This is a genomic window from Sulfurivermis sp. (assembly GCF_059410345.1).
On record NZ_JBLJDO010000022.1, the window covers coordinates 21499 to 46859 of the forward strand.

Genomic DNA, 25361 nt, shown 5'->3' on the forward strand with positions numbered 1-25361 from the left:
GTTGAAACGACGATGAAGACGATGCGTGGGATGGTAGTGCTGTGCATGCTGGGTGTCACCGGTGTGCTGCAGGCGGCGGAAGTGACCGGCAGTCTGCAATGGGTACGACGGGTCGAGTTGAGCACGCCGGTGTCGGGCGTGATCAGTCAGGTGGCGGTGAACAGCGGTGACGAAGTGCAGAAGGGGCAGCCGCTGCTCAATTTGGACGCGCGTGGTTTCAATGCCTTGGTGAAAAAGGCGGAGGCGCGGGTACAGACCGGTAAGGAGGCGCGCGACGAGGCCCGGCGCGAGCTGGAACGTACCACCGAGATGTATGAGCGTACTCTGTTGTCTGATCATGAATTACAGCTCGCCAAGATCGCCCTCAGCAATGCCGAGGCGGAACTGCAGGCAGCGGAGGCCGAACGCACCCTGGCGCGGCTGGAACTGGAGTACAGTCGCGTGCAGGCGCCCTTTGACGGTGTGGTGTTGGAGCGCAGTGCCGAGGTGGGGCAGACGGTGGTGACGCGCATGCAGAGCGTGCCGCTGTTGGTGCTGGCTGAGACCGGCCGCATGCTGGCGCGTATCGAGGTGGGGGAACAGGAGTTGGCTGCCTTGCGCAAGGGCATGGAGGCGCAGGTGCGTGCCGGTGGCAAGACTTTCCGTGGCACGGTACAGCGTCTGGGCATGGAACCGGTGATCGCCGCCGGCGGTGTGGCCAAGTATGAGGCTGACGTACTGTTCGACTATCCCCGCAGCGAGCGCCTGCGCGCCGGGCAGAGTGCGGTGGTCGTGCTGCCCTGATGAGATGTCTGCGTTGCCATGTCGCCGGCCGGGTGCAGGGGGTGTGGTACCGTGGCTCCACCCAGCGCCAGGCACGTGCGCTCGGCATCACCGGTTACGCGCGCAATCTTCCCGATGGTCGCGTCGAGGTGCTGGCCTGCGGCGATGAGGCGGCGCTGCGACAGTTGAGAGACTGGTTGTGGCAGGGGCCGCCCGCTGCCGCGGTGACTGATGTGTGTTGTGAGGTGGCGGCGGATCTGGCGCCGGCTGATTTCACCACCGCCTAGCAACGTTTTCCGTTATTTGTACCAGCGCGTGCGCAGGGCGGTGTAGATGCGCTGCGGGTATTTGGCGCTGCCCAGACTGCCGTTGTAGCGGGCCAGGGCGCGGGTGAGGTCGCCGCGCTCCTTGTCCAGATAGTAGCGCAGGATGGTGCAGCCCATGCGCAGGCTGGTGTGGACGTGAAACAGGTTGTCATCGGGACGGCCGATTTCATCGAGCCAGAAAGGCATGATCTGCATCAACCCCTGCGCACCCGCCGAGGAGATGGCGAAGCGGTCGAAGTTGCTTTCCACCTGAATCACCGCCAGCACCAGTTCCGGCGGCAGGTCGGCACGGCGGGCCTCCAGGTAGACCTGGCGCAGCAGGTTGAGTCGCTCCTTCTGATCCGGTACGCGAGCGGCCAGTCGCGTCGACATGTCGGTCAGCCATACCTCGGCCTCGAAGCGATCCTCTGCGCTGCCCTCGTCGGCCATGGCCAGTGCCAGGCGCAGGCGCAGTTCCTCGTCCAGTTGTTGCGGCGAACCATGGACTGATGCCGCTGCCAGCAGCAGGGTCAGTCCAATGGCACGCCAGATTCTCATCAGCGGGTGATCTTGCCGCGTAGGAAGTCAGCCAGGCCGGCCAGGGCCACGTCCTCTGCCTCGGCGTCGCGGCGGCCCTTGTATTCGATGCTGCCGGCGTCGAGTCCGCGTTCGGACAGCACCAGACGGTGCGGGATACCGAGCAGATCGAGGTCGGCGAAGATCACGCCGGGGCGTTCCTTGCGATCGTCGAACAGCACGGCGAAGCCGGTGGCCTGCAATTCCTCATACAATTTTTCCGCTGCTGCCGCCAGGCGCTCCGACTTGTGCATGCCGATGGGCACCAGAGCGAGGTGGAAGGGGGCGATGGCGTCGGGCCAGATGATGCCGCGCTCGTCGTGGTTCTGCTCGATGGCGGCGGCCACTACGCGCGACACGCCGATGCCATAGCAGCCCATGGTCAGGGTGACGGCCTTGCCGCTCTCATCCAGCACCGCCGCCTTCATCGCCTCGGAATATTTCTTGCCCAATTGGAAGATGTGGCCCACCTCGATGCCGCGTTTGATCTGCAGCGTGCCCTTGCCGTCCGGACTGGGGTCGCCCTCCACTACGTTGCGGATGTCGGCCACCTGCGGCAGCGGCAGGTCGCGCTCCCAGTTGATGCCGAACCAATGCTTGCCGTCGGTGTTGGCGCCGGCAGAGAAGTCGGCCAACTGTGCCACGGCGCGATCGGCGATGATGGCCATGGGCAATTTCACCGGGCCGAGGGAACCGGGACCGGCACCGACGGCGGCGCGGATGTCGGCCTCGCTGGCCATGGCCAGGGGACTGGCCACCTGCGGCAGCTTGGCGGCCTTGATGGCGTTCAGTTCGTGGTCACCGCGCACCAGCAGGGCCACCAGGCCACCGTCGCGGCCATAGACCACCAGGGTCTTTACCGTGCGCTCGATGGGCTGGTTGAACTGCTCCACCAGCTCGGCGATGGTCCTGGCCTTGGGGGTATCCACCAGACGCAGTTCCTCGGACGGTGCCGGACGGCTGCCGCTCGGCGCCAGGGCCTCGGCCATCTCCACGTTGGCGGCGTAGTCGCTTTGGTCGGAAAAGGCGATGGCGTCCTCGCCGGAATCGGCGAGGACGTGGAATTCGTGCGAGCCGGTGCCGCCGATGGCGCCGGTGTCGGCCAGTACCGGGCGGTATTGCAGGCCGAGACGGTCGAAGATGCGGCAGTAGGTGTCGTGCATCACCTGGTAGGTATCCCTCAGCGAAGCCTCGTCGATATGGAAGGAGTAGGCATCCTTCATGAGGAATTCGCGCGCGCGCATCACGCCGAAGCGCGGCCGGCGCTCGTCACGGAACTTGGTCTGGATCTGGTAGAAGTTGGCTGGCAGCTGCTTGTAGGAGCGCAGCTCGTTGCGGCACAGGTCGGTGATGATCTCTTCGTGGGTGGGGCCGAAGCAGAAGTCGCGCTGGTGGCGGTCCTTCAGGCGTAGCATCTCCTCGCCCATCTGGTCCCAGCGGCCGGATTCCTGCCACAGCTCCGCCGGCTGCACCGCCGGCATCAGCACCTCCTGGGCGCCAGAGCGATTCATCTCCTCGCGCACGATGGTCTCGACGTTGCGCAGCACGCGCAGGCCCAGCGGCAGCCAGGTGTAGAGGCCGGCGGCCAGCTTGCGGATCAGACCGGCGCGCAGCATGAGCTGGTGGCTGATGACCTCGGCGTCCGCCGGGGTTTCCTTGACGGTGGCGATCAGGGTGCGGGATGCGCGCATGGAAAGCTTGTTCTCCGTTGATGACAATGCGGTATGCGCCGAGGGCACGGCGCCGGGCTGCCTATGATAATCGAGAAGGGGTTAAAACGTCGCGCCGTTCCAGCCCCACAAGGGGCCGGCGGCATCGGCGAATTCGATATAGATGCGTGCGGGCGGGAGGCCCAGTTCCTCGTGCAGCAGACCGGCGAGCAAGGCGGACAGTTCGCCGGTGCGCTCCTGGGGCAGGCCGATGCTCTTCAACTCCAGGTAGGCGAGGGGGGCGTCGCTGCCGGCGAACAGCATGGGCTGGGAGTGCTCCAGCGCCACCATCACGTAGTCCTCGGGCTTGCCCAGGGCCTGGGCAGCGAGCCGCGACGCCCTGCGCAGCAGCGCAGGAACGGCGCCGACAGCAGGGGTGACGTTGGTCTTGATGAGCAGATAGGGCATCAGCGGCAGTACTTCTTAATCATCTCGTTGGCTTCTTTGATCTTGGCAGCACGCTCGTCGTCGCCCAGGGTGACGATCTCACCCTTGTCGTTCATGACGCGGCGGAAGGCGGTGTATATCTCCAGATTTTTGCGGGCAGTCTCGCAGTTGTGCTTGGCCACTGACGCCTCCAGACGCTTGCGCTCCGCTTCCTCCTGAGTGGCGGCATCGTTGGCTGGGGTGGGTTCGGCCGCCGGTGGGGCCGCGGTTTCCGGCGCCGGGGTGGCCGGCGGGGGCGGCGGGGCCATTTTCTGGAAGTCGCCCCTGGGCGGTGGGCTCTGGGTGTATTGCACGTTGCCCTCGCTGTCGGTCCATTTGTACATGGTGGCGGCAAGGCTGGTGGCGGAGGCGGCCAGCAGGCCGGCGCCGAGCAGCAGCACCCAGAATGAGCTTCCCTTGGTCATGGCTAGTTTGTCCTGTCGAGGGGCGCCGTGTTGACGCCATGGTCTCTATTATGGATTTTTCCCGGCGCCGGACAAGGGGAAAGCGCCGTAGAGTCCCGCCGCTCTTGACCTAGGCGGCGAATCTCAGTAGCTTCCCACCTTCTGACCGTATTCTTTTCGTAACCTGCCCGTTTTTGCGGGCTTTTTTTCTGGGGGATTCCTGAGGTGGAGCTGACCGGTGCCGAAATCGTCGTCCGTTTTCTGCAAGACGAGGGCGTCGAACATCTGTTCGGTTACCCGGGTGGTGCCGTCCTGCATATCTATGACGCCCTGTACAAGCAGGATGCCGTCAAGCACATCCTGGTCCGCCACGAACAGGCCGCAACCCATGCCGCCGACGGCTATGCCCGTTCCACCGGCAAGCCCGGCGTGGTGCTGGTGACCTCCGGCCCCGGCGCCACCAATGCCGTTACCGGCATCGCCACGGCGTATATGGACTCCATCCCGATGGTGGTGTTGACCGGCCAGGTGCCCACCAGCCTGATCGGCAATGACGCCTTCCAGGAAGTGGACGCGGTGGGCATCACCCGTCCCTGCGTCAAGCACAATTTTCTGGTCAAGGATGTGAAGGACCTGGCGATTACCCTGAAGAAGGCCTTTTACATTGCCCAGACCGGCCGTCCCGGCCCGGTGGTGGTGGACATCCCCAAGGATGTCACCGCCAACCGTACCAAGTACACCTATCCGAAGACGGTGTCGATGCGCTCCTACAACCCGGTGGTGAAAGGCCATACCGGCCAGATCAAGCGCGCCGTGGGGATGATCCTGGGCGCCAAGCGGCCGATGCTCTACACCGGCGGCGGTGTGGTGCTCAATGATGCCTCCAAGCAGCTCATCGAATTCGCCCGCTTGCTAGGTTATCCGGTGACCAATACCTCCATGGGTCTGGGCGGCTATCCGGCCAGCGACAAGCAGTTCGTCGGCATGCTCGGTATGCACGGCACCTATGAGGCCAACATGGCCATGTCGCACTGCGACGTGCTGGTGGCCATCGGCGCCCGCTTCGACGACCGCGTCACCGGCAACGTGCAGAAATTCTGCCCGCACGCCAAGATCATCCACATCGACATCGACCCGTCCTCCATCTCCAAGAACGTGAAGGTGGATGTGCCCATCGTCGGCAGCGTCGAGCAGGTGCTGAAGGACATGCTCAAGCTGATCAAGGAGTCCGGCGACACGCCCGATGGCGACGCGCTGGCCAAGTGGTGGAAGCAGATCGACGAGTGGCGCGCCAAGGACTGCCTCAAGTACGACAAGAACTCGGAACTCATCAAGCCGCAGTACGTGCTGGAGACCCTGCACAAGGTCACCAAGGGCGATGCCTTCGTCTGTTCCGACGTGGGGCAGCACCAGATGTGGACGGCGCAGTTCTACCGTTTCGACAAGCCGCGCCGCTGGATCAACTCCGGCGGCCTCGGCACCATGGGTTTCGGCCTGCCGGCGGCCATGGGCGTGCAGTTTGCCCACCCCAAGGCCAACGTGGTGTGCGTCACCGGTGAAGGCTCCATCCAGATGAACATCCAGGAGCTGTCCACCTGCCTGCAGTATGGCCTGCCCATCAAGATCATCTGCCTCAACAACCGTTTCCTCGGCATGGTGCGGCAGTGGCAGGAGTTCTTCTATGACCGGCGCTATTCACACTCCTACATGGAGTCGCTGCCCGATTTTGTGAAGCTGGCCGAGGCCTATGGCCATGTCGGCATGCAGATCGACAAGCCGGCAGACGTGGAGGCGGCCCTGAAGGAGGCCTTCACCAAGCACAAGAACCGTCTGGTGTTCATGAATTTCCTCACCGACCAGACGGAAAATGTTTATCCCATGGTTCCGGCCGGTGCCGGCCTGGACGAAATGATCCTGGTGTAAGCGATGCGGCACATCATTTCCATCCTGATTGAAAACGAGGCCGGTGCGCTGTCGCGCGTGGCCGGGTTGTTCTCCGCACGCGGTTACAACATCGAGTCTCTTACCGTGGCGCCCACCGAGGATGCCTCGCTGTCGCGCATGACCCTGGTGACACGTGGTTCCGACGACATCATCGAGCAGATCACCAAGCAGCTGAACAAGCTCATCGACGTGGTCAAGCTGATGGACCTGACCGAGGGGCCGCACATCGAGCGTGAGATGATGCTGATCAAGGTGCGCGCCGCCGGCGGCGAACAGCGCGATGAGGTCAAACGCCTGGCCGACATCTTCCGTGCCCGTATCATCGACGTCACCGACACCACCTATACCATTGAGGTGACCGGCGACAGCGCCAAGCTGGATGGCTTCATCCAGGCGCTGGACAAGGGCCTGATCCTGGAGACTGTGCGTTCCGGCGTGATGGGTATCCCGCGTGGTGAAAAGGCCCTGCGAATTTGAAAACCAGTACCTAGGATGGGTGGAACGAAGTGAAACCCATCCTATACCCCCGATGGGTTGTGCTGCGCTCCGCCCATCCTACAAAGCTTGCAACTCTCTGAAAGGAACAAAGCTGTGAACATTTACTATGACAAAGACTGTGATCTCTCCATCATCCGTGGCAAGAAAGTGACCATCGTTGGTTACGGTTCCCAGGGCCATGCCCATGCCAACAACCTGAAGGACTCCGGTGTCGACGTGACCGTCGCCCTGCGTCCCGGTTCCGGCTCGGCCAAGAAGGCCGAGGCCGCCGGCCTCAAGGTCAAGAGCGTGCCCGAGGCGGTCGCCAGCGCCGATCTGGTGATGATCCTGACCCCGGACGAGTTCCAGTCCAAGCTGTACAAGGACGAGGTGGAGCCGAACCTGAAGAAGGGCGCCACCCTGGCCTTCGCCCACGGTTTCTCCATCCACTACAACCAGATCGTGCCGCGCGCCGACCTGGACGTGATCATGATCGCCCCCAAGGCCCCGGGCCATACCGTGCGCTCCGAGTTCGTCAAGGGCGGCGGTATCCCTGACCTGATCGCCGTGTTTCAGGATGCCTCCGGCAAGGCCAAGCAGACTGCCCTGTCCTACGCCGCCGGCGTCGGCGGCGGCCGCACCGGTATCATCGAGACCACCTTCAAGGACGAGACCGAGACCGACCTGTTCGGCGAGCAGGCCGTGCTGTGCGGCGGCGCCGTGGAACTGGTCAAGGCCGGTTTCGAGACCCTGGTGGAAGCCGGTTATGCCCCGGAGATGGCCTACTTCGAGTGTCTGCACGAGCTGAAGCTGATCGTCGACCTGATGTACGAAGGCGGTATCGCCAACATGAACTACTCCATTTCCAACAACGCGGAGTATGGCGAGTACGTGACTGGTCCGAAGGTAATCAACGAGGAGTCGCGCTGGGCCATGCGCGAGGCGCTGGAGAACATCCAGAACGGCAGCTACGCCAAGCGCTTCATCCTGGAGGGCATGAGCAACTACCCCGAAATGACCGCCTGGCGCCGCAACAATGCCGCGCACCAGATCGAGGTGGTGGGCGAGAAGCTGCGCTCGATGATGCCCTGGATCGCTGCCAACAAGCTGGTGGACAAGACCAAGAACTAGGATTCTGGTCATCCAGCCGTAACCGACGGCCGGCTCCCGCGAGGGAGTCGGCCGTTTTTTTGTCCAGGGATGGACTTATGCCGCGGAGGCCAAGGATGGCCGAGAGCGGCGCGCTTGAGTGACCGCTTTTGGAGGCACAGGTCCGGGCGCCGCCCAATTGTGCGCAATTGGGAAATGTTCGGGTTAAACTGTGTCCCTGCGAGGAAAACCATGACAGACGAAATCAAGCCCAAACGCCCGCGCGGCATCTATCTGCTGCCCAACCTGTTCACCACCGCTGCCCTGTTCGCCGGCTTTTACGCCATCGTGGCGGCGATGAACGGGCAGTATGTGGCGGCGCCGGTGGCGATCTACATCGCCATGGTGCTGGATGGCATCGACGGCCGCGTGGCGCGCATGACCAACACTCAGAGCGCCTTCGGTGCCGAGTATGACAGCTTGTCCGATATGGTCTCCTTCGGTCTGGCGCCGGCCCTGGTGGTCTACGCCTGGTCACTGGAACATCTGGGCAAGTTGGGTTGGCTGGCTGCCTTTATCTATGCCGCCGCCGCCGCCCTGCGCCTGGCCCGCTTCAACACCCAGGTGCATGTCGCCGACAAACGTTATTTCCAAGGGCTGGCCAGTCCCGCAGCCGCAGCCATCGTCGCCGGTCTGGTGTGGGTCAGTCACGATCTGGGGATTGACGGCGAGACCATGCGCTGGATGGCCTTCGTGCTGACCCTGGCCGCTGGCCTGCTGATGGTGAGCAACATCCGTTATCACAGCTTCAAGGGGCTGGACCTGCGCGGCAAGGTGCCCTTCGTCGCCATCCTCGTGGTGGTACTGGTCTACGTCACCATCACCATCGATCCGCCCAAGGTACTGTTCTTCGGTTTCCTGCTCTACGCCCTGTCCGGGCCGGCGATGACGGTCTATCTGTTGCAGCGCAAGCGCCGCGAGCGCCAGGGCGATGATGGCAGTGCCGGGACGCCGCCGGCCGATATTTGACCCTTCAAAACGGGGTCCGCGAATGAACGCGAGTGGACGCAAATATTGCGGGTGAGGCGAATATGAGCCAATGGTCCCCGACGGGTGTTTATTGCGTACATGGGCGTTCATTTGCGGACTGGATTGAGGTTTTTAGATGAAAGACTCCCTGATCATTTTTGACACCACCCTGCGCGACGGTGAGCAGAGCCCCGGCGCCTCCATGACGCGCGATGAGAAGGTGCGCATCGCCAAGGCGCTGGAGCGCATGGGTGTCAACGTCATCGAGGCCGGTTTCGCCATTGCCAGCCAGGGCGATTTCGAGTCGGTGCAGGCGGTGGCCCGGGCGGTGAAGGACAGCACGGTGTGTTCGCTGGCGCGCGCCCTGGACAAGGACATCGATCGCGCCGGCGAGGCGCTGCAGGACGCCGCCTCCGGCCGCATCCATACCTTCATTGCCACCTCGCCCATCCACATGGAACGCAAGCTGCGCATGACGCCGGATCAGGTGGTGGAACAGGCGGTGCACGCGGTCAAGCGCGCACGTCAGTTCACCGATGATGTGGAGTTCTCCGCCGAGGACGCCGGCCGTTCCGACATCGCCTTCCTCAACCGCATCTTCGAGGCGGTGATCAAGGCCGGCGCGCGCACCATCAATATCCCCGACACCGTGGGCTACAACGTGCCACACCAGTTCGGCGAATTGGTGCGTAAGGCCATCGAGGGTACGCCCAATGCCGACCAGGCGGTGTTCTCGGTGCACTGCCACAACGACCTCGGCCTTGCCGTGGCCAATTCGCTGGCCTCGGTGATGAATGGCGCGCGCCAGGTGGAGTGCACCATCAACGGTCTGGGCGAACGCGCCGGCAATGCGGCGCTGGAAGAGATCGTGATGGCAGTGCGCACTCGCCAGGACGTATTCCCCTGTCAGGTGGAACACATCGACACCACCCAGATCGTGCCCACCTCGCGTCTGGTTGCCAGTATCACTGGCTTCGCTGTGCAGCCCAACAAGGCCATCGTCGGTGCCAATGCCTTCGCCCACGAATCGGGCATCCATCAGGACGGCGTGCTCAAGCACCGTGAGACCTACGAGATCATGCGCGCCGAAGACGTGGGCTGGAGCGCCAACCGTATGGTGCTGGGCAAGCACTCGGGCCGCAACGCCTTCAAGAGCCGCCTGGGCGAGCTGGGCATCGAGTTCGAGTCGGACGAGGCGCTCAACGCGGCCTTTGCCCGCTTCAAGGAGCTGGCCGACAAGAAGCACGAAATCTTCGATGAGGATCTGCAGGCCTTAGTGACCGAGACCGCTACCGAGAGCGACATCAACGAACGCATCAAGCTGGTCTATCTGCATGTCTGTTGCGAGACCGGCGAGACCCCCGAGGCCTGTGTCACCCTGGCGGTGGATGGCGAGGAGCAGAAGCTGTGCGCACAGGGTGGCGGTCCGGTGGATGCCACCTTCAAGGCCATCGAGAGCGTGATCAACAGTGGCACCACCCTGCAACTGTATTCGGTCAACAACATCACCAGCGGTACCGATGCCCAGGGTGAGGTCACCGTGCGTCTGGAGAAGGGTGGCCGCATCGTCAACGGCCAGGGCGCGGACACCGACATCGTCATCGCCTCGGCCAAGGCCTATCTCAACGCGCTGAACAAGATCATGGCGCCGCAGGAACGCGCCCATCCGCAGGTGCCGACCGTCTGACGTCATGGATACGCGGCGCCTGCAATATCTCGATGCCATGGGCATCCAGGCCTGGGAGAGGCGCGCTCCCACGCGGGACGAAGGTCGTGAAACGGGTGGTGAAGAACAACCCGTGCCACAGGCATCGCCACCCGCAGCGCAAAATTTGCCCTCGGCGCTGCCGAATGACATCGCCGCGCTCGACTGGGCTGCGCTGCAACAACGGGTGCAGACCTGTACCTTGTGCAGTGAACTGGCCGCCTCGCGCACCCAGACCGTATTCGGCGTCGGCGACCGCCAGGCGCAGTGGCTGGTGATCGGCGAGGCGCCGGGGGCCGATGAGGATGCCCAGGGCGAACCCTTCGTCGGCCGTGCCGGGCAATTGCTCAACGCCATGCTGCTAGCCATCGGCCTTAGGCGCGAGCAGGTGTACATCGCCAACGTGCTCAAGTGCCGGCCACCCAATAACCGTGATCCCAGGGCCGATGAGGCCGCCCACTGTGAACCGTATCTGCAGCGGCAGATTGCGCTGATTCAGCCGCGCCTGATCCTGGTGGTGGGGCGCATCGCGGCGCAGAATCTGCTCAAGACCGACACCCCCATCGGCAAGCTGCGCGGCCAAGTGCATCGTTACGGCGCTATCCCGCTGGTGGTCACCTATCATCCGGCCTATCTGTTGCGTTCGCCGGGCGAGAAGCGCAAGGCCTGGGACGATCTGCGCCTGGCCGTAGCCACCGTGCAACAGGGGGCCGGCACATGAGTGCGGTGCTGAACGATGCCGTGCCGCGCCTGCGTCCCATGCACGAGGAAGACGTGCCCGGCGTGATGGTGGTGGAGCTGCTCAACTATCCTTACCCGTGGACCGAGGGCATCATGCGCGACTGCCTGCGTGCCCGCTATAGTTGCTGGGTGTACGAGACGGATACGCAGGTGATTGGCTACGCCATCCTGTCGGTGGGCGCGGGCGAGGCCCATGTCCTCAATATCTCCGTGCATCCGGATTTCCAGGGCCGCGGCCTGGGGCGCGAACTGATGGCCCATCTGCTCGACACGGCGCGTAGTCGCGGTGCCGATACTGTCTTTCTCGAGGTGCGGCCGTCCAATCGCGCCGCGGTCCACCTGTACGAATCGATGGGCTTCAATCAGGCCGGCCTGCGCCGCGACTACTACCCGGCGGCGCGCGGACGTGAGGATGCGCTGATCATGGCGCTGGCGCTGTAGGGAAGGATGGTTGCGCAAGGAGGCATGGCGTTCTTGCGCTGAATGCGTTTTGAAGAGGGAGGTAGCGATCATGAGTTTCAGTGACGACCTGGCCAGAAGCCTGCGCCTCAATCGCGTTACCCGGCGTCAGGCCTTGTGGTTGCTCAGCGCCAGCACCCTGAGTGCGGCGGGCGTCTCGTTGCAGGGTTGTGCCACTTCGCCGGTGACCGGCAAGACCATTCTGGTCGGCATGAGCGAGGCGCAGGAACGGGAGATCGATGCGCAGGTGTCGCCGCATCAGTTTTCCCAGGACATGGGCGCGATCCAGGACGGCGCCGTCAACGACTACGTCAGCGGCATCGGCCGCAGCATCCATGAGCGCAGTCACCGGCCGCAGATGCCGTATTCCTACCGGGTGCTCAATGCCAATTACATCAACGCCTATACCTTCCCTGGCGGCGCCATGGGTGTCACCCGCGGCATCCTCACCGAACTGGATGACGAGGCCGAGCTGGCGGCCTTGCTGGGGCATGAGGTGGGGCACGTCAACGCGCGCCACGCCGCGCAGCGCCAGGGCCAGGCCATGGTGGCGCAGGCGGCGGTGGTCGGTATCAATGTCGCGGCGCGGGATTCGCAATGGGGTGCCGTGGCCGGCCTTGGCGGTATGATCGGCGCCAGCGCCCTGCTGGCCAGTTATTCGCGTGACAACGAACGCGAGGCCGATGCGCTGGGGCAGGAATACATGGTGCGCAGCGGCTATCCGGCCGATGGCATGGTGCGCCTGCATCAGCTGCTGGTGGATCAGGAAAAGCATACGCCCAGCATGCTGGAGACCATGTTCTCCACCCATCCCATGAGCACCGAGCGGCGCGAAACCGCACGCCAGCTGGCGGAGACCCGCTATGGCGCCAGCAAGGGGGCCAGCCCGCAGCGCGAGCGCTTCATGGACAACACGGCCAGCCTGCGCAAGATCAAACCCACCATCGACGACTGCAAGCAGGGCGAAACCGCCCTGGCCGCCAAGGATTACAAAAAGGCGGAGGAGAAGTTCCAGTCGGCGCTGAAGCGCACGCCGGATGATTATCCAGCCAACCTGCGCATGGCGCAGTGTCTGCAGGCACAGAAGAAGAATCAGGAGGCGCGGGAGTACGCCAGCAAGGCCAAGGAGATCTACCCGCAGGAGGCGCAGGCGCACAAACTGCTTGGTGTGTTGTCCCTGAGCATGCGCGAACCGGGGGCGGCCTACGAATCACTGGACCGTTTCGACCGCCTGCTGCCGGGCGATGCCGGCGTGGTCTTCCTCAAGGGCGTGGCGTTGGAGGGCATGGGCGATCAGTCGCGCGCCGCCGCGCAGTATCGCGCCTATCTGAACATGGTGCAGCAGGGGGAGGCCGCACAGTATTCCTACTCCCGCCTCAAGAACTGGGGTTACGTGCGCTGACACAGCGCCGCAATCTTGCCAGGGCGGAGGGAACTCGCGGCCATCGGTACTGTCTTCACAGTAAGCGCCTCTCGCGGGCGCTTTTTTATGGCTACGCTTTTCGTAGTCCGGCCCCTTCATCACACCAATAAACGCACCGAACCATGCTGAGCGCCGTACTCGCCGGATTTGTCGTCGCCGCCTGCGCGCCCTGGTTGGCCGCGCGGCTGGGCGCGCGCACCGGTTGGGTGCTGGCCCTGCTGCCGCTGGCGCTCGCGCTGCATTTCGCCTCGTTTCTACCACGGGTGGCGGCCGGCGAGGTGCTGCTGTTCCAGTACGACTGGATCCCCGGTCTCGATATCCAGCTCGGTTTTCTGCTCGACGGTCTCAGCCTGCTGTTCGCCCTGCTCATCAGCGGCATCGGCACCTTGATCGTGATCTACGCCGGCAATTATCTGGCCGGTCAGCGCGATCTTGGCCGCTTCTATCTGTTCCTGTTGTCCTTCATGGCCTCCATGCTCGGACTGGTGCTGTCGGACAACCTGATCACCTTGTTCGTGTTCTGGGAACTGACCTCCATCACCTCGTTCCTGCTCATCGGCTTCAATCACGAAGACAAGACGGCGCGCGCCAGCGCCCTGCAAGGGTTGTTCGTTACCGTCGGCGGTGGTCTCGCACTGCTCGCCGGTTTCGTGCTGCTGGCGCAGGCGGGTGGCAGTTACGACCTGTCCACCCTGTTGAGTCAGGGCGAGATGGTGCGCGCCGATGCACTGTATCTGCCCTTGTTGTTGCTGCTGTTGCTCGGCGCCTTTACCAAATCGGCGCAGGCGCCGTTCCACTTCTGGCTGCCCAATGCCATGGCGGCGCCGACGCCGGTGAGTGCCTACCTGCACTCGGCCACCATGGTGAAGGCCGGCGTCTATCTGCTGGCGCGTTTGCAGCCGGTGGTGGGCGGTACCACCGAGTGGTTGTGGCTGGTATCGCTCACCGGCGCGCTCACTGTACTGGTCGGTGGCGTGCTGGCGCTGCGCGCCACCGGCATGAAGCGGGTGCTGGCCTATTCCACGGTGATGGCGCTGGGTACGCTCACCTTGCTGGCGGGGATCGGCACGCCGACGGCAGCCACCGCGCTGGTCGCCTTCCTGCTGGCGCACTCGCTGTACAAGGGCGCGCTGTTTCTGTGCGCCGGCATCATCGACCACGAAAGTGGCGCGCGTGATTTGCGCGAGATGGGTGGGTTGCGCCGCGCCCTGCCGTGGACGGCGACGGCGTCGATGATCGCCGCGCTGTCGCTGGCCGGGGTGATGCCGCTGTTCGGTTTCATCGCCAAGGAGGCGCTGTTCGAAGCCGCCTTGCAGGCCCCCGGAATCGGCACGTTGCTCACCGTGGTGGCCGCCGTCGGCGCCATGTTTGCAGTGGCCGTGGCGGCCCTGGTGTCCGTGCGGCCCTGGTTCGGTGCGCCGGTGGCCACACCGCGCACGCCGCACGAGGCACCGCCGGCGCTGTTGCTGGGGCCGCTGTTGCTGGCGTCGCTCGGCCTGCTGTTTGGTCTGTGGCCGGGACTGGCGGAGCATGGCCTGCTCGCCGCGGCCGCGAGCGCCGTACACGGCAGCGAGGTGGTGCCGGCACTGGCGTTGTGGCATGGCTTCAATCTGCCGCTGCTGCTCAGCGGGGCGGGTCTGCTGCTTGGTGCGCTGCTGTACCTGAAGTGGGCGTGGGTGCGCACGCTGTTGCAGCGCCTGCCGCTGGAGCGTTACGGCGCCGAGCGTGGCTACGCGGCGTTGATGGCGGCGACGGTGGATTTCGCCGCCTGGCAGACGCGCCTGCTGCAGAGCGGCTATCTGCGCCGCTACATCTTCATCACTCTGGCCACCCTGCTGCTGGTGAGCGGCTATGCGCTCGCCACGCGTTACCCGGTGCTGCCGGCGCTGGATATCTCCGACCTGCGCTTCAATGAGCTGGTGATCGCCCTGGTGATCGTGCTGGCGGGGCTGGCGGCGGTGAAGGCGCGTGATCGTCTCGCCGCGGTGGCAGCGCTCGGCGCCGCCGGCTTCGGCGTCGCGCTGTTGTACGTGATCTTCTCCGCTCCGGACGTGGGCATCACCCAGGTGCTGGTGGAGACGCTCACCGTGATCCTGCTGGTGCTGGTGTTGTTCCGCCTGCCCGGCTACGTCAACACCAGCCGCGGCGTGATCCATGTGCGCGACGCGCTGATGGGGGTGGCGGTGGGCGGCCTGATGACCTGGCTGTTGCTGGAGGCACGCCACGTGAAGCTGTTTCCGTCCATCGCGGACTACTTCATCGAGCAGAGCGTGCCCGGCGGCCACGGCCACAACATCGTCAATGTGATCCTGGTGGATTTCCGTGCCCTCGACACCCTGGGCGAGATCTTCGTGCTGGGCCTGGCGGCGGTGGGCGTCTACGCCATGCTCAAGCTGCGCGCGGAGGACAGGCGATGAAGGTACGCCACTCCCGCATCCTGCGTACCGCCGGCGACATGCTGCTGCCGCTGCTGCTGCTGTTTTCCCTGTTCCTGCTGCTGCGCGGACACGACCTGCCGGGCGGCGGCTTCATCGCCGGGCTGGTGGCGGCGGCGGCCATCGCGCTGTACATCTTCTCGCGCGACATCCGTTCGGCGCGCCAGGTGCTCGGCGCCGACCCGCGCAGCCTGCTCGGCGTCGGCCTGATCATCGCCATCCTGAGTGGTGTGCCGGGGCTGCTGGCCGGCGACGCCTTTCTCACCTCGGAGTGGTACACCGTGCCGCTGCCGGGCGGGCGCGAGTTCACGCTGGGCACGCCCATCATCTTTGATGTCGGCGTCTATCTGGTGGTGATCGGCGCGGTGATGACCATCGTGCTGTCGCTGGCGGAGGCGGAGGAGCGGCCATGGAAACGGTGATGGCCTTCGTGGTGGGCGGGCTGTATGCGGCGGCGGTATACATGATGCTGCGCCGCTCCATCGTCAAGCTGGTGATCGGCCTGGTGCTGCTCGGCAATGCCGCCAATCTGCTCATCTTCACCGCCGGCGGACTGACCCGCGGCGCGCCGCCGTTGATCCCGGAGGGGGCCGTGCTGCCCGACGGCGTCGTCGCCGACCCACTCACCCAGGCGTTGATCCTCACCGCCATCGTCATCGGCTTCGGCGTGCTGGCCTTTGCCGTGGTGCTGATCCACCGTGCCTACGAGGTGGTGCACGCGGTGAACATGGACAAGATGAAGGACACCGATACATGAGTCTGGCGGTGGTGTTGCCGATCCTGATCCCGCTGCTGGCCGGGGCGCTGTCGCTGGCGCTGTGGCGCTCGCACCTGGCGCAGCGCCTGCTTGGCGTGCTCGGCACCGGCGCGCTGCTGCTGGCCGCGCTGTGGCTGTTGCAGCGTGTGTGGTCGGACGGCATTCAGGTGATGTATATGGGTAACTGGCCGGCGCCCTTCGGCATCGTGCTGGTGGCCGATCTGCTCGGCGCCATCATGGTGCTGCTGGCGGCGATCACCGCCTTTGCCGTGGCGCTGTATTCCCTCGCCACCCTCGGCGCGGAGCATGAGCGCTTCGGTTATTACCCGCTGCTGCACATGCTGCTGGCCGGGGTGTGCGGCGCCTTCCTCACCGGCGACATCTTCAATCTCTACGTTTGGTTCGAGGTGATGCTGGTGGCCTCGTTCGCGCTGCTGATCCTCGGCGGTGAGCGGGCGCAGATGGAAGGGGCCATCAAATACGTCACGCTGAATCTCATTTCCTCGGCGCTGTTTCTCTCCGCCATCGGCCTGCTCTACGGTCTCACTGGCACGCTCAACATGGCCGACCTGGCGCTCAAGTTGCAGGACACCGGCGAGGCGCAGGGCCTGGTCACCACCATCGGCCTGATGTTCATGGTCGCCTTCGGCATCAAGGCGGCGGCCTTCCCGCTGTTCTTCTGGCTGCCGGCGTCCTATCACACGCCGCCGGTGGCGGTGTCGGCGCTGTTCGCCGGCTTGCTCACCAAGGTGGGCGTGTACGCCCTGTTCCGCGTGTTCACCCTGATCTTCACCCAGGAGACGGCCTTCACCCACCAATTGCTGCTGTGGCTGGCGGGCTTCACCATGCTTTCCGGCGTGCTGGGCGCGGCGGCGCAGTTCGAGTTCCGCCGCATCCTGTCCTTCCATATCGTCAGCCAGATCGGTTACATGCTGCTCGGTCTGGCACTGTACACGCCGCTGGCCCTGGTGGGCGGCGTGTTCTACCTGATGCACCACATCATCGTGAAGGCCAATCTGTTCCTCATCAGCGGCCTGGTCTATCGCCTGCGCGGCAGCTTCCAGCTCAAGAGCCTGGGCGGCCTGTACCGCGAACGGCCGGGGCTGGCGCTGCTGTTTCTCATCCCGGCACTATCGCTGGCCGGCCTGCCGCCGCTGTCCGGTTTCTTCGCCAAGTTCATCCTGGTGCGTGCCGGCCTGGAGGCGGAGCAGTACGGCGTGGTGGCGGTGGCGCTGCTGGTGAGTCTGCTGACGCTGTATTCGATGGTGAAGATCTGGAACGAGGTGTTCTGGAAGGCGATGCCGGAGGAGGGGGCAGCGGTAGCGGCGCCTAGCAATAATGCCCTGCTGTATGCACCAGCCATCGTCCTGGCGGCACTCACCGTGGCCATCGGCATCGGTGCCGAGCCGGTGTACCGCCTGGCCGAACAGGCCGCCGCGCAGTTGCTTGACCCGCAGTCGTATATCGCCGCGGTGCTGGGGGAGACGCCATGATCGCCTTTACCTGGAATCTGGTGCTGGCCCTGGTGTGGATGGCGCTCACCGGCCGCTTCACCGCCGACAATCTGCTCATTGGGCTGTTTGCCGGTTATGTGGTGCTGGCCTACGCCCTGCGCGGCCGTGCCGAATTCGCCAACTACATCGCCAAGGTGCCGCGCCTGATCCGCTTCTTCTTCTGGTTCAACTGGGCGCTGCTGCGCTCCAATCTGAAAGTGGCCTACGACGTGCTGACGCCCACCCACCATATGCGTCCGGGCGTCATAGCCTATCCGCTGGAGGTGCAGCGCGACGGCGAGATCACCATCCTCGCCAACCTGATCTCGCTTACCCCCGGCTCACTCAGCCTGGACGTGTCCAGCGACGGCACGGTGTTGTACATCCATGTCATGTACCTGGAGGACGAGGCGCAGACGGTGCGCGAGATCAAGGTGCTGGAGCACCGCCTGCTGGAGTTGTTGCGATGAGCGCGTTCGATTTCATCCTCAGCCTGGTGTTCGTGATCCTCAGCCTGGCGCTGCTGCTGGCCTTCGTGCGCCTGGTGCGCGGGCCGACCCTGCCGGATCGGGTGGTGGCGCTGGAACTGCTGGCCTCGCTCACCGTCGGCTTCATTGCTGCTCATGTGGTGTGGTATGGCCGTGCGCCGCTGCTCGACGTGGCCATGGTGCTGGCGCTTACGGCGTTTCTGGCTGCGGTAGGCTTCGCCCGTTATCTGGAGCGGGGGGAGGGACGCGATGATTGAGATCGCCAGCGCGCTGCTGATGCTGCTCGGTGCCGGCTTCATGTTCGTCGCCGCCCTTGGTGTACTGCGCATGCCGGACCTGCTCACCCGCATGCACGCCACCACCAAGGCCGGGGTGCTCGGGGCCGGCCTGATGCTGCTCGGTGTCGCCCTGTACTTCTGGGACATCGGCGTCACCGCCCGTGCCGTGGCCATCGTGGTCTTCACCATGCTCACTGCGCCGGTGGCCGCCCACGCCATCGGCCGTGCCGCCTACATCATGGGGGTGCCGCTGTGGCAGCACACGGTCAAGGATGCCCTCAAGGGCCAGTACGACAGCGCCACCCACAGCCTGGCGGCGGCGGAGACCGCAGATAGCGAGCCGCAGGAGCCGCGGGAATAGTGGTGCTACGCGCCGTGCCAAACCATCGTGAATCGCTCAATCAGTCCGCAAATGAACGCGAATATTCAAGGACTTGCCCGAGGTGATGAGTTGCTCTCAGGGTGTGCTGCCAGCTTGTCAGGCCTATTGGCGTCTATTCGCGTTCATTTGCGGGTCAATGGCTTTTCTCTATGAAGGCGCCCGTGTGCCGTAAGGCACACCGTATGGCTCGGATCGGGTAAAATGGCGCCCTTTTGCGGCCTTTAAGATTCCCATGAGCATCTTCGAGAAAGAGGCGGCACGCCGCCGCACCTTCGCCATCATCTCCCACCCGGACGCCGGCAAGACCACGCTGACGGAAAAGCTGCTGCTGTTCGGCGGGGCGATCCAGCTCGCCGGTACCGTCAAGGGGCGCAAGGCGGCGCGCCACGCCACCTCCGACTGGATGGAGCTGGAAAAGCAGCGCGGCATCTCGGTCACCTCCTCGGTGATGCAGTTTCCCTACCGCGACCACGTCATCAACCTGCTCGATACGCCGGGCCACGAGGACTTCTCCGAGGACACCTACCGCGTGCTCACTGCGGTGGACTCGGCGCTGATGGTCATCGACGGCGCCAAGGGCGTCGAGGATCGCACCATCAAGCTGATGGACGTGTGCCGCCTGCGCGACACGCCGATTATCACCTTTGTCAACAAGATGGACCGCGAGAGCCGCCCGCCCATCGACCTGCTGGACGAGGTGGAGCAGGTGTTGAAGATCAAATGCGCGCCCATCACCTGGCCCATCGGCATGGGCAAGGGCTTCAAGGGTGTATTCCATCTCTACAACGACGCCATCTACCTGTTCTCTGCCCAGCACGGCGGCAGGATCGCCGAGGCGGAGATCGTGCAGGGTCTGGACAACCCGCGTCTGGATGAACTGTTCGGCACCCTGGCGCAGGAACTGCGTGACGAGATCGAACTGGTGCGCGGCGCCAGCCACGAGTTCGACCTGGATGCCTTCCGCAAAGGCGAGCTGACTCCGGTATTCTTCGGTTCCGGCATCAACAACTTTGGCGTGCGCGAGGTGCTCGACGCCCTGGTGGACTATGCGCCGACGCCGTTGCCGCGCGCCACCACGACACGCCAGGTCGAACCGACCGAGGAGAAATTCAGCGGTTTTGTGTTCAAGATCCAGGCCAATATGGACCCGGCGCACCGCGACCGTGTCGCCTTCCTGCGCGTCTGCTCCGGCCGCTATAGCCAAGGCATGAAGGTGAAGCATGTGCGTATCGGCCGCGACGTGAAGATCGCCAATGCCATCACCTTCATGGCGCAGGAGCGCGAGGCGGTGGCGGACGCCTGGCCCGGCGACATCATCGGCCTGCACAACCACGGCACCATCCAGATCGGCGATACCTTCACCGAGGGCGAAGACCTCAAGTTCACCGGCATCCCGCATTTTGCGCCGGAGCTGTTTCGCCGTGCGGTGTTGAAAGACCCGCTGCGCATGAAGGCGCTGCAAAAGGGCTTGGAGCAGCTGTCCGAGGAGGGGGCCACCCAGCTGTTCCGGCCGCTGAAGAACAACGACCTGATCCTCGGCGCCGTCGGTGTGCTGCAGTTCGATGTGGTGGCCTACCGTTTGAAGGACGAATACAACGTCGACTGCATCTTCGAGCCGGTAACCATCCACACGGCGCGCTGGGTGGAGTGCAACGACGCCAAGAAGCTGGAAGAGTTCAAGGTGAAGGCCCACGACAATCTGGCCGTCGACGGCTCCGGCCTGCTCACCTACCTGGCGCCCACCCGCGTCAATCTGAATCTGACCATCGAGCGCTGGCCGGATGTGCGTTTCTTCGACACACGGGAGAAGTAAACACCATGGCCGCAAAGACGCAGAGACGCGGAGAGGCTGGTTGACTTGTGCAAAGATGTTGCGGGCAATGTGATGCATTGCGGTGACTATTCAACATCTCTGCGTCTCTGTGTCTCCGCGACAAGCTGGTTTTATTCCTGATGTCATTGGATGCGGGATTCATCGGCGTGTTCGATTCCGGGGTGGGCGGCCTGTCGGTGCTGCGCGCCATCCGCGAGCTGCTTCCCGCCGAGGACATGCTGTACGTCGCCGACTCTGCTCATGCCCCCTACGGCGACCTGACGCCCGAGCGCATCCGCGACCGCTCCGAACGCATCACCCGCCATCTGGTGGAGCACGGCGCCAAGGCGGTGGTGGTGGCCTGCAATACCGCCACCGCCATCGCCGTCGAGCACCTGCGTACCCTCTATTCCCTGCCCATCGTCGCCATCGAACCGGCGGTCAAGCCGGCGGTGCACCGCACCGCTTCTGGCACCGTCGGTGTGCTCGCCACCAGCGCCACCCTGGCGAGTCCACGCTATGCCGCCCTGCTGGCCCGTTATGGTGATCGCGCCAAGGTGGTGGCGCAGGCCTGTCCCGGTCTGGTGGAGCGCATCGAGCAGGGCGACTGGGATGGTGCGGACACGCGCCGCCTGTTGCAGGGGTATCTGGCGCCGCTGCTCGCTGCCGGTGCCGACCAGCTCGTGCTCGGCTGCACCCACTATCCCTTTCTGCGCAGTCTCATCGCGGAGATCGCCGGGCCGGCGGTGGAGATACTGGAAACCGGTCCCGCCGTGGCGGCGGAGTTGCGCCGCCGTCTCGATGTCATGGGTATGTTGCGGCCGGAGGGCGAGGGCGTGGTGCGCTTCCTCACCTCCGGCGCGCCGGAGCGGGTGGCGCCGGTGCTCAGCCGCCTATGGCGCGAGCCGGTGTTGCTGCAGGCGTGGTTCGAGTAGGGTGTGCCGGTTGGCGGTGCCGATCGACCCAGAAGCCCCACAGCACCAGCAGCCCCTGGGCCTGGCCCAGCCAGCCGATGGCCTCGACACTGGGCGGCGGCGCGCCGAACAGATTGCCGGTGTAGACGAGCAGCAAAAAGGCCACCAGCGCAACGAGCCCCCAGTGGCCCACCGCATCGCGCGCTGTGGTGACGCGGCAATACAACCATACCCCAAGAGCAAACAGCCCCCCTTCCAGCACCAGGGTCAGCGGCAGCGATGACCAGGCATGCAGCCCCACCACGACCTCACCGCCCGGCATCAGGGGCAGGTCGGGCCGGTGCACGATGAGATCGAGCAGCCAGTGGCTGATCACCAGCGCGCCCAACCGTTCCCGCCGCAGCAGGAAATAGCGCCGCCGAGCAGGATGACCCAGATCGCGACGGCGAGCAGGCTGTGGGAAATGGGGTAGTGCTCGAACAGCAGGGGGGGACGGTGGTGATCCCGGGAGCGATGCTGGCGCGCTCCAGGCCGAGGAGCAGCGAGGTCGGCCACAGCAGATCGATGAACTGCGCCGCCAGGAACAGCCAGCCCAGCGCTACCCGGGGAGCGATGGATTTGGCGGCTAAGCCGGCGGAGAAATGACCCAGGAACATGCATGCCCCCTCGTGTCGCGGGACGAATCAGGCGGGCTGCGGCTTTAGGACCGCGCGCGGGTGTGCGGCTCAATGTCCGCGCAGCCGCTCCAGCCAGGTCTCCGCCGGCTCCGGGCGGCAATAGAGGTAACCCTGGTGCAGGATCTTGCCACGGGCATTGAGGAAGGCGGCCTGTTCACTGGTCTCGACACCTTCGGCCACCACATCGAGGCCCATGCGCTCGGCGACGGCCAGGATGGTGTCGACCAGGGTGGCGTCATTGCCGTCGGTGGGGGCGTCCTGCACGAAGGACTTGTCGATCTTGATTTCGTGGATCGGCAGGCGCTTCAGGTAGGTGAGTGAGGAGTAGCCGGTGCCGAAATCGTCGACGGAGAAGCGCACGCCGAGCGCGGCCAGTTCGTTCATCTTGGCGATGATGTCGCTGAGATTGTCGATGAGCAGGCCTTCGGTGATCTCCAGGGTGAGCTGATTGGGATTGGCGCCGGTGGCGTGCAGCGTGTCTTTTATCCAGCTGACGAAGCTGGGTTGGCGGAAGTGGCGTGGACTGATGTTGACGGAGAGCCGCAGCGGCCGTTGGGCAAACTCCGCACGGGTAAGCAGGGCGCAGGCCTGGTTGAATACCCACACCCCGACGTCGATGATGAGGTCGGTTTCCTCGGCGATGGGGATGAAGGCCACCGGTGTGACCAGGCCGCGTTCCGGGTGTTGCCAGCGCACCAGGGTCTCGGCGCCGACAATCTGGCCGGAGGCATCCACCTGCGATTGCAGGAACAGGCGCAGTTCGCCGGCCGAGACGGCGCGGCGCAACTCGCGCTCGATGCGGAAGCGGTGCTCCACCGTCTTGGTCATGGTCTGCTCGAAGAACACGCTCTGATTGCCGCCGCGCTTCTTGGCCTGGTGCAGCGCGGTGTCGGCGCGACGCATGATGTCGCCGGCGCTGTCGCCGCTGCCCGGTGCAAACAGGGCGATGCCCAGGCTGACGCTGACGGATACCTCGTCGGAGCCGATGTGCAGGGGTTGGCGGATGGCATGGTGCAGTTGCGTGGCCAGTTCCGCGATGTTGAGGCGGAAGGTGGTGGCGTGTTCACCGGGACGGTGCAGTAGCAGCGCGAACTCGTCGGCACCGACGCGTGCCAGTGTGTCGCCTTCGCGCAGCAGCGGTTCCAGCCGTGAGCCGATGGCACGCAGCAGGGTGTCGCCGGTGGCGTGGCCGCGTGCGTCGTTGAGGGTCTTGAAGCGATCGAGATTGAAGAACATCAGCGCGCCGTCGCCTTCTTCCGGATGCTCTGCCGCCAGCAACTGCTCCAGGCGGGAGATGAGGAGGGCGCGGTTGGGCAGGCCGGTGAGATGGTCGTAGTAGGCCATGCGGTGCAGCCGGGTCCGGGTGGCCTCCTGGTCTTCGTAATCCTGGAACAGCATGGAGATGAGCATGGTGGCGAGCGGGTAAATCACCAGAATGAGCAGCCCCATCTGGTCGATGACGCGCATGCCGATACCCTCCGGCAGCAGCAGGAACAGCGCCAGCATGATGATATGCACCACCAGGCCGAAACCCAGCAGTTGCAGCGGGCTGAGGTGGCCATCGAGGTGTTTGCGGTAGTAATGGAAGGCGACGCCGATGCCGGCGGAGACGGCGATGACGCTGATGCCGACGGGAGCGCCGCCGCCGCCCAGCCAGAGGCGGTAGGCGCTTGCCACCAGCACGCTGACCAGTGCCACCAGGGGACCGCCGATGAGGCCGGCGACGGCGAGGATGACGGAGCGGCCATCAAAGATGACGCCGGGGGCAAAGGTGAGCGGGGCCATCATGCCGAGTATGGCCACCGTACCGAACAGCAGGCCGAAGATGATCTGACCGCCCAGGGTACGCAGCAGCAGGCGGGAAATGACCACCTGATACAGGGCTGCCAGCGCTACCAGCAGGGCAATGTTGTGGACGATGTCGAGCAGGTTCACGTGCGGTCAGGGAGCTATGGGCACAAGTGTTTGCAGCATACATGGTTGCTGCAGGGATGTCAGGGCATGGCCGTCATAGACCGATCACGGACAGGGATTTGCACCAATCGGGCGCGGCTCCCGCTGTCTCTGCGGCACCACGCGTAAGGGGGATTTGGGAAGGAAATCTGCTGCACCGGCGCAGTCGCCGGTGCAGCCGTTTCTCGGGTAAAGCGTATGGTTTAGTCCTTACCGAACAGGCCGCGGATGCCCTTGCGGATGGAATCGGAGATCTCTTCCTTGGTCGCGCTCTTGGCCTCGTCACGGGCGTCCGCACCGATCTCGCGGGCATCTTGCTCCACCGCCGAGGGCTGCCGGCTGCTGCGCGGCGGCGGCACATCATCCTCATCGCCCTGCGGCATGCCGCGGAAATATTCATCCATGCCCGGCATCTTCTGATAGCCCTTGGGAATGGTGAACAGCGCGGCGGGCTGGACGCCCTCCTTGATGTTGCGCAACTCCATGGAGTAGCTCTGACCCACACTCTTGATGGGATAACCGAGCTTCTGGGAAACCCAGGTGGTGCTCTTTTCCAGTCCCTGCTTTTTGGGGATGAGGGTGTACTTGTCGCACACATAACCGTTGACGGTCTCGGTGCCGACCTTCTTCATCTCGTAATATTCTTCGCGGGTTTTGTCGTCGGCGGCCCAGGCGGCGGTATCGCCGCCGAGAGGAATTTCCATATACATCTTTTCCTCCGGCATCAGCGTGTACATCTTCCTGGCCTTGAGGTCCATGATGCTGACCGCCTGGCGGCCGTCCTCGGTCTTCATTTCCGTGCGCATCTTCTGGTCGCCCTGGTAATAGCGCATGGTGTGGGTCTGGCCACTGGTCTTTTGCACCATGTCGGCGGAGAACTGGGTTCCGGCGGCGCTGGCCTGATGACCGAGGCCGATGGCGGCAAGCAGGAACAGCCAGTGCAAGGTACGGGTTTTCATCGATGACCTCCGTGTGTTGAGTGAAAAAGTTAATTATTTGGGCTCTTCCCCGGATCGAGTGGGTAGCTTAGCCTGTTGAACCATGAGAGACATAGACCTGTACGCCCAGATTCTTGGATTGCGGTCGCCGTGGAAGGTGGCCGATGTGCAATTGTTGCGTGAT

At 64.3% G+C, this 25361-nt stretch carries 26 protein-coding genes; 19 read left to right on the plus strand and 7 right to left on the minus strand.

Features of this window, described 5'->3' with window-relative positions:
- Positions 1–12: 12 nt before the first annotated feature.
- Positions 13–783 (plus strand): efflux RND transporter periplasmic adaptor subunit, encoded by a 771-nt coding sequence (locus ACMV8A_RS13595; protein ID WP_495326416.1) that lies wholly within the window; start codon positions 13–15, stop codon positions 781–783.
- On the plus strand, positions 783–1049 hold the full coding sequence (locus ACMV8A_RS13600; protein WP_495326417.1) for an acylphosphatase: 267 nt from the start codon (positions 783–785) through the stop codon (positions 1047–1049). The genes ACMV8A_RS13595 and ACMV8A_RS13600 overlap by 1 nt, the downstream gene beginning before the upstream one ends.
- A 12-nt stretch (positions 1050–1061) precedes the next feature.
- On the opposite strand, the gene ACMV8A_RS13605 is transcribed toward ACMV8A_RS13600, so the two are convergent.
- The 4 genes from ACMV8A_RS13605 to ACMV8A_RS13620 all read right to left on the minus strand — a co-directional run bounded on the left by ACMV8A_RS13605 (position 1062) and on the right by ACMV8A_RS13620 (position 4203).
- Positions 1062–1625 carry a lytic transglycosylase domain-containing protein gene (locus ACMV8A_RS13605; RefSeq protein ID WP_495326418.1) on the minus strand — a complete coding sequence of 188 codons (564 nt, stop codon included), beginning with the start codon at positions 1623–1625 and terminating at the stop codon, positions 1062–1064.
- Positions 1625–3334, minus strand: coding sequence for a proline--tRNA ligase (locus tag ACMV8A_RS13610; RefSeq protein WP_495326419.1), 1710 nt, complete (start codon positions 3332–3334; stop codon positions 1625–1627). The genes ACMV8A_RS13605 and ACMV8A_RS13610 overlap by 1 nt, the downstream gene beginning before the upstream one ends.
- 81 nt (positions 3335–3415) lie before the next feature.
- Positions 3416–3760, minus strand: a complete 345-nt coding sequence (locus tag ACMV8A_RS13615) for a phenylpyruvate tautomerase MIF-related protein (protein WP_495326420.1) — start codon at positions 3758–3760, stop codon at positions 3416–3418.
- Entirely contained in the window at positions 3760–4203 is a 444-nt protein-coding gene (locus tag ACMV8A_RS13620; RefSeq protein ID WP_495326421.1) for a DUF4124 domain-containing protein, read from the minus strand. Before ACMV8A_RS13620 ends, ACMV8A_RS13615 begins: the two co-directional genes overlap by 1 nt.
- 204 nt (positions 4204–4407) lie before the next feature.
- Here ACMV8A_RS13620 and ACMV8A_RS13625 point away from each other — a divergent pair, with 204 nt between their 5' ends.
- From ACMV8A_RS13625 to murI, 17 genes are all read left to right on the plus strand, one after another.
- Complete coding sequence (locus ACMV8A_RS13625; protein WP_495326422.1) at positions 4408–6105, plus strand: acetolactate synthase 3 catalytic subunit; 1698 nt, start codon at positions 4408–4410, stop codon at positions 6103–6105.
- A gap of 3 nt (positions 6106–6108) precedes the next feature.
- A complete protein-coding gene (ilvN, locus tag ACMV8A_RS13630; RefSeq protein WP_495326423.1) occupies positions 6109–6603 on the plus strand; it encodes an acetolactate synthase small subunit in 495 nt (164 codons plus the stop codon).
- Between the two features lie 114 nt (positions 6604–6717).
- Entirely contained in the window at positions 6718–7734 is a 1017-nt protein-coding gene (gene ilvC / locus ACMV8A_RS13635) for a ketol-acid reductoisomerase (protein WP_495326424.1), read from the plus strand.
- Positions 7735–7944: 210 nt separating this feature from the next.
- Positions 7945–8721: a CDP-diacylglycerol--serine O-phosphatidyltransferase gene (gene pssA, locus ACMV8A_RS13640; protein WP_495326425.1), complete on the plus strand. Its 777-nt coding sequence runs from the start codon at positions 7945–7947 to the stop codon at positions 8719–8721.
- A 136-nt stretch (positions 8722–8857) separates the two neighbouring features.
- The gene (locus tag ACMV8A_RS13645) at positions 8858–10408 is read left to right on the plus strand and encodes a 2-isopropylmalate synthase (protein ID WP_495326426.1); all 1551 of its coding nucleotides are present in this window, start codon (positions 8858–8860) and stop codon (positions 10406–10408) included.
- A 4-nt stretch (positions 10409–10412) separates the two neighbouring features.
- Positions 10413–11147: a uracil-DNA glycosylase gene (locus ACMV8A_RS13650; protein WP_495326427.1), complete on the plus strand. Its 735-nt coding sequence runs from the start codon at positions 10413–10415 to the stop codon at positions 11145–11147.
- Complete coding sequence (gene rimI / locus ACMV8A_RS13655; RefSeq protein ID WP_495326428.1) at positions 11144–11608, plus strand: ribosomal protein S18-alanine N-acetyltransferase; 465 nt, start codon at positions 11144–11146, stop codon at positions 11606–11608. Before ACMV8A_RS13650 ends, rimI begins: the two co-directional genes overlap by 4 nt.
- A 70-nt stretch (positions 11609–11678) precedes the next feature.
- The gene (locus ACMV8A_RS13660; RefSeq protein ID WP_495326429.1) at positions 11679–13028 is read left to right on the plus strand and encodes a M48 family metalloprotease; all 1350 of its coding nucleotides are present in this window, start codon (positions 11679–11681) and stop codon (positions 13026–13028) included.
- A gap of 143 nt (positions 13029–13171) precedes the next feature.
- Positions 13172–15466 (plus strand): putative monovalent cation/H+ antiporter subunit A, encoded by a 2295-nt coding sequence (locus tag ACMV8A_RS13665; protein WP_495326430.1) that lies wholly within the window; start codon positions 13172–13174, stop codon positions 15464–15466.
- Positions 15463–15906 (plus strand): Na+/H+ antiporter subunit B, encoded by a 444-nt coding sequence (locus ACMV8A_RS13670; protein ID WP_495326431.1) that lies wholly within the window; start codon positions 15463–15465, stop codon positions 15904–15906. The genes ACMV8A_RS13665 and ACMV8A_RS13670 overlap by 4 nt, the downstream gene beginning before the upstream one ends.
- Positions 15894–16241, plus strand: coding sequence for a Na+/H+ antiporter subunit C (locus tag ACMV8A_RS13675; RefSeq protein WP_495326432.1), 348 nt, complete (start codon positions 15894–15896; stop codon positions 16239–16241). Before ACMV8A_RS13670 ends, ACMV8A_RS13675 begins: the two co-directional genes overlap by 13 nt.
- On the plus strand, positions 16238–17734 hold the full coding sequence (locus ACMV8A_RS13680; RefSeq protein ID WP_495326433.1) for a Na+/H+ antiporter subunit D: 1497 nt from the start codon (positions 16238–16240) through the stop codon (positions 17732–17734). Before ACMV8A_RS13675 ends, ACMV8A_RS13680 begins: the two co-directional genes overlap by 4 nt.
- Positions 17731–18204 (plus strand): Na+/H+ antiporter subunit E, encoded by a 474-nt coding sequence (locus tag ACMV8A_RS13685; RefSeq protein ID WP_495326434.1) that lies wholly within the window; start codon positions 17731–17733, stop codon positions 18202–18204. Before ACMV8A_RS13680 ends, ACMV8A_RS13685 begins: the two co-directional genes overlap by 4 nt.
- Complete coding sequence (locus ACMV8A_RS13690) at positions 18201–18479, plus strand: cation:proton antiporter (RefSeq protein WP_495326435.1); 279 nt, start codon at positions 18201–18203, stop codon at positions 18477–18479. Before ACMV8A_RS13685 ends, ACMV8A_RS13690 begins: the two co-directional genes overlap by 4 nt.
- Positions 18472–18861 carry a monovalent cation/H(+) antiporter subunit G gene (gene mnhG / locus ACMV8A_RS13695; protein WP_495326436.1) on the plus strand — a complete coding sequence of 130 codons (390 nt, stop codon included), beginning with the start codon at positions 18472–18474 and terminating at the stop codon, positions 18859–18861. Before ACMV8A_RS13690 ends, mnhG begins: the two co-directional genes overlap by 8 nt.
- Positions 18862–19114: 253 nt before the next feature.
- Positions 19115–20695 (plus strand): peptide chain release factor 3, encoded by a 1581-nt coding sequence (locus tag ACMV8A_RS13700; RefSeq protein ID WP_495326437.1) that lies wholly within the window; start codon positions 19115–19117, stop codon positions 20693–20695.
- Between the two features lie 140 nt (positions 20696–20835).
- On the plus strand, positions 20836–21630 hold the full coding sequence (murI, locus tag ACMV8A_RS13705; RefSeq protein WP_495326438.1) for a glutamate racemase: 795 nt from the start codon (positions 20836–20838) through the stop codon (positions 21628–21630).
- Here the strand turns inward: murI and ACMV8A_RS13710 are convergent.
- From ACMV8A_RS13710 to ACMV8A_RS13720, 3 genes are all read right to left on the minus strand, one after another.
- Positions 21581–21985: a hypothetical protein gene (locus tag ACMV8A_RS13710; RefSeq protein WP_495326439.1), complete on the minus strand. Its 405-nt coding sequence runs from the start codon at positions 21983–21985 to the stop codon at positions 21581–21583. The two genes, murI and ACMV8A_RS13710, sit on opposite strands and share 50 nt — an antisense overlap.
- A gap of 349 nt (positions 21986–22334) precedes the next feature.
- A complete protein-coding gene (locus tag ACMV8A_RS13715; protein WP_495326440.1) occupies positions 22335–24221 on the minus strand; it encodes a putative bifunctional diguanylate cyclase/phosphodiesterase in 1887 nt (628 codons plus the stop codon).
- 221 nt (positions 24222–24442) lie between these two features.
- Complete coding sequence (locus ACMV8A_RS13720; protein ID WP_495326441.1) at positions 24443–25198, minus strand: DUF4412 domain-containing protein; 756 nt, start codon at positions 25196–25198, stop codon at positions 24443–24445.
- Between the last annotated feature and the right edge of the window lie 163 nt (positions 25199–25361).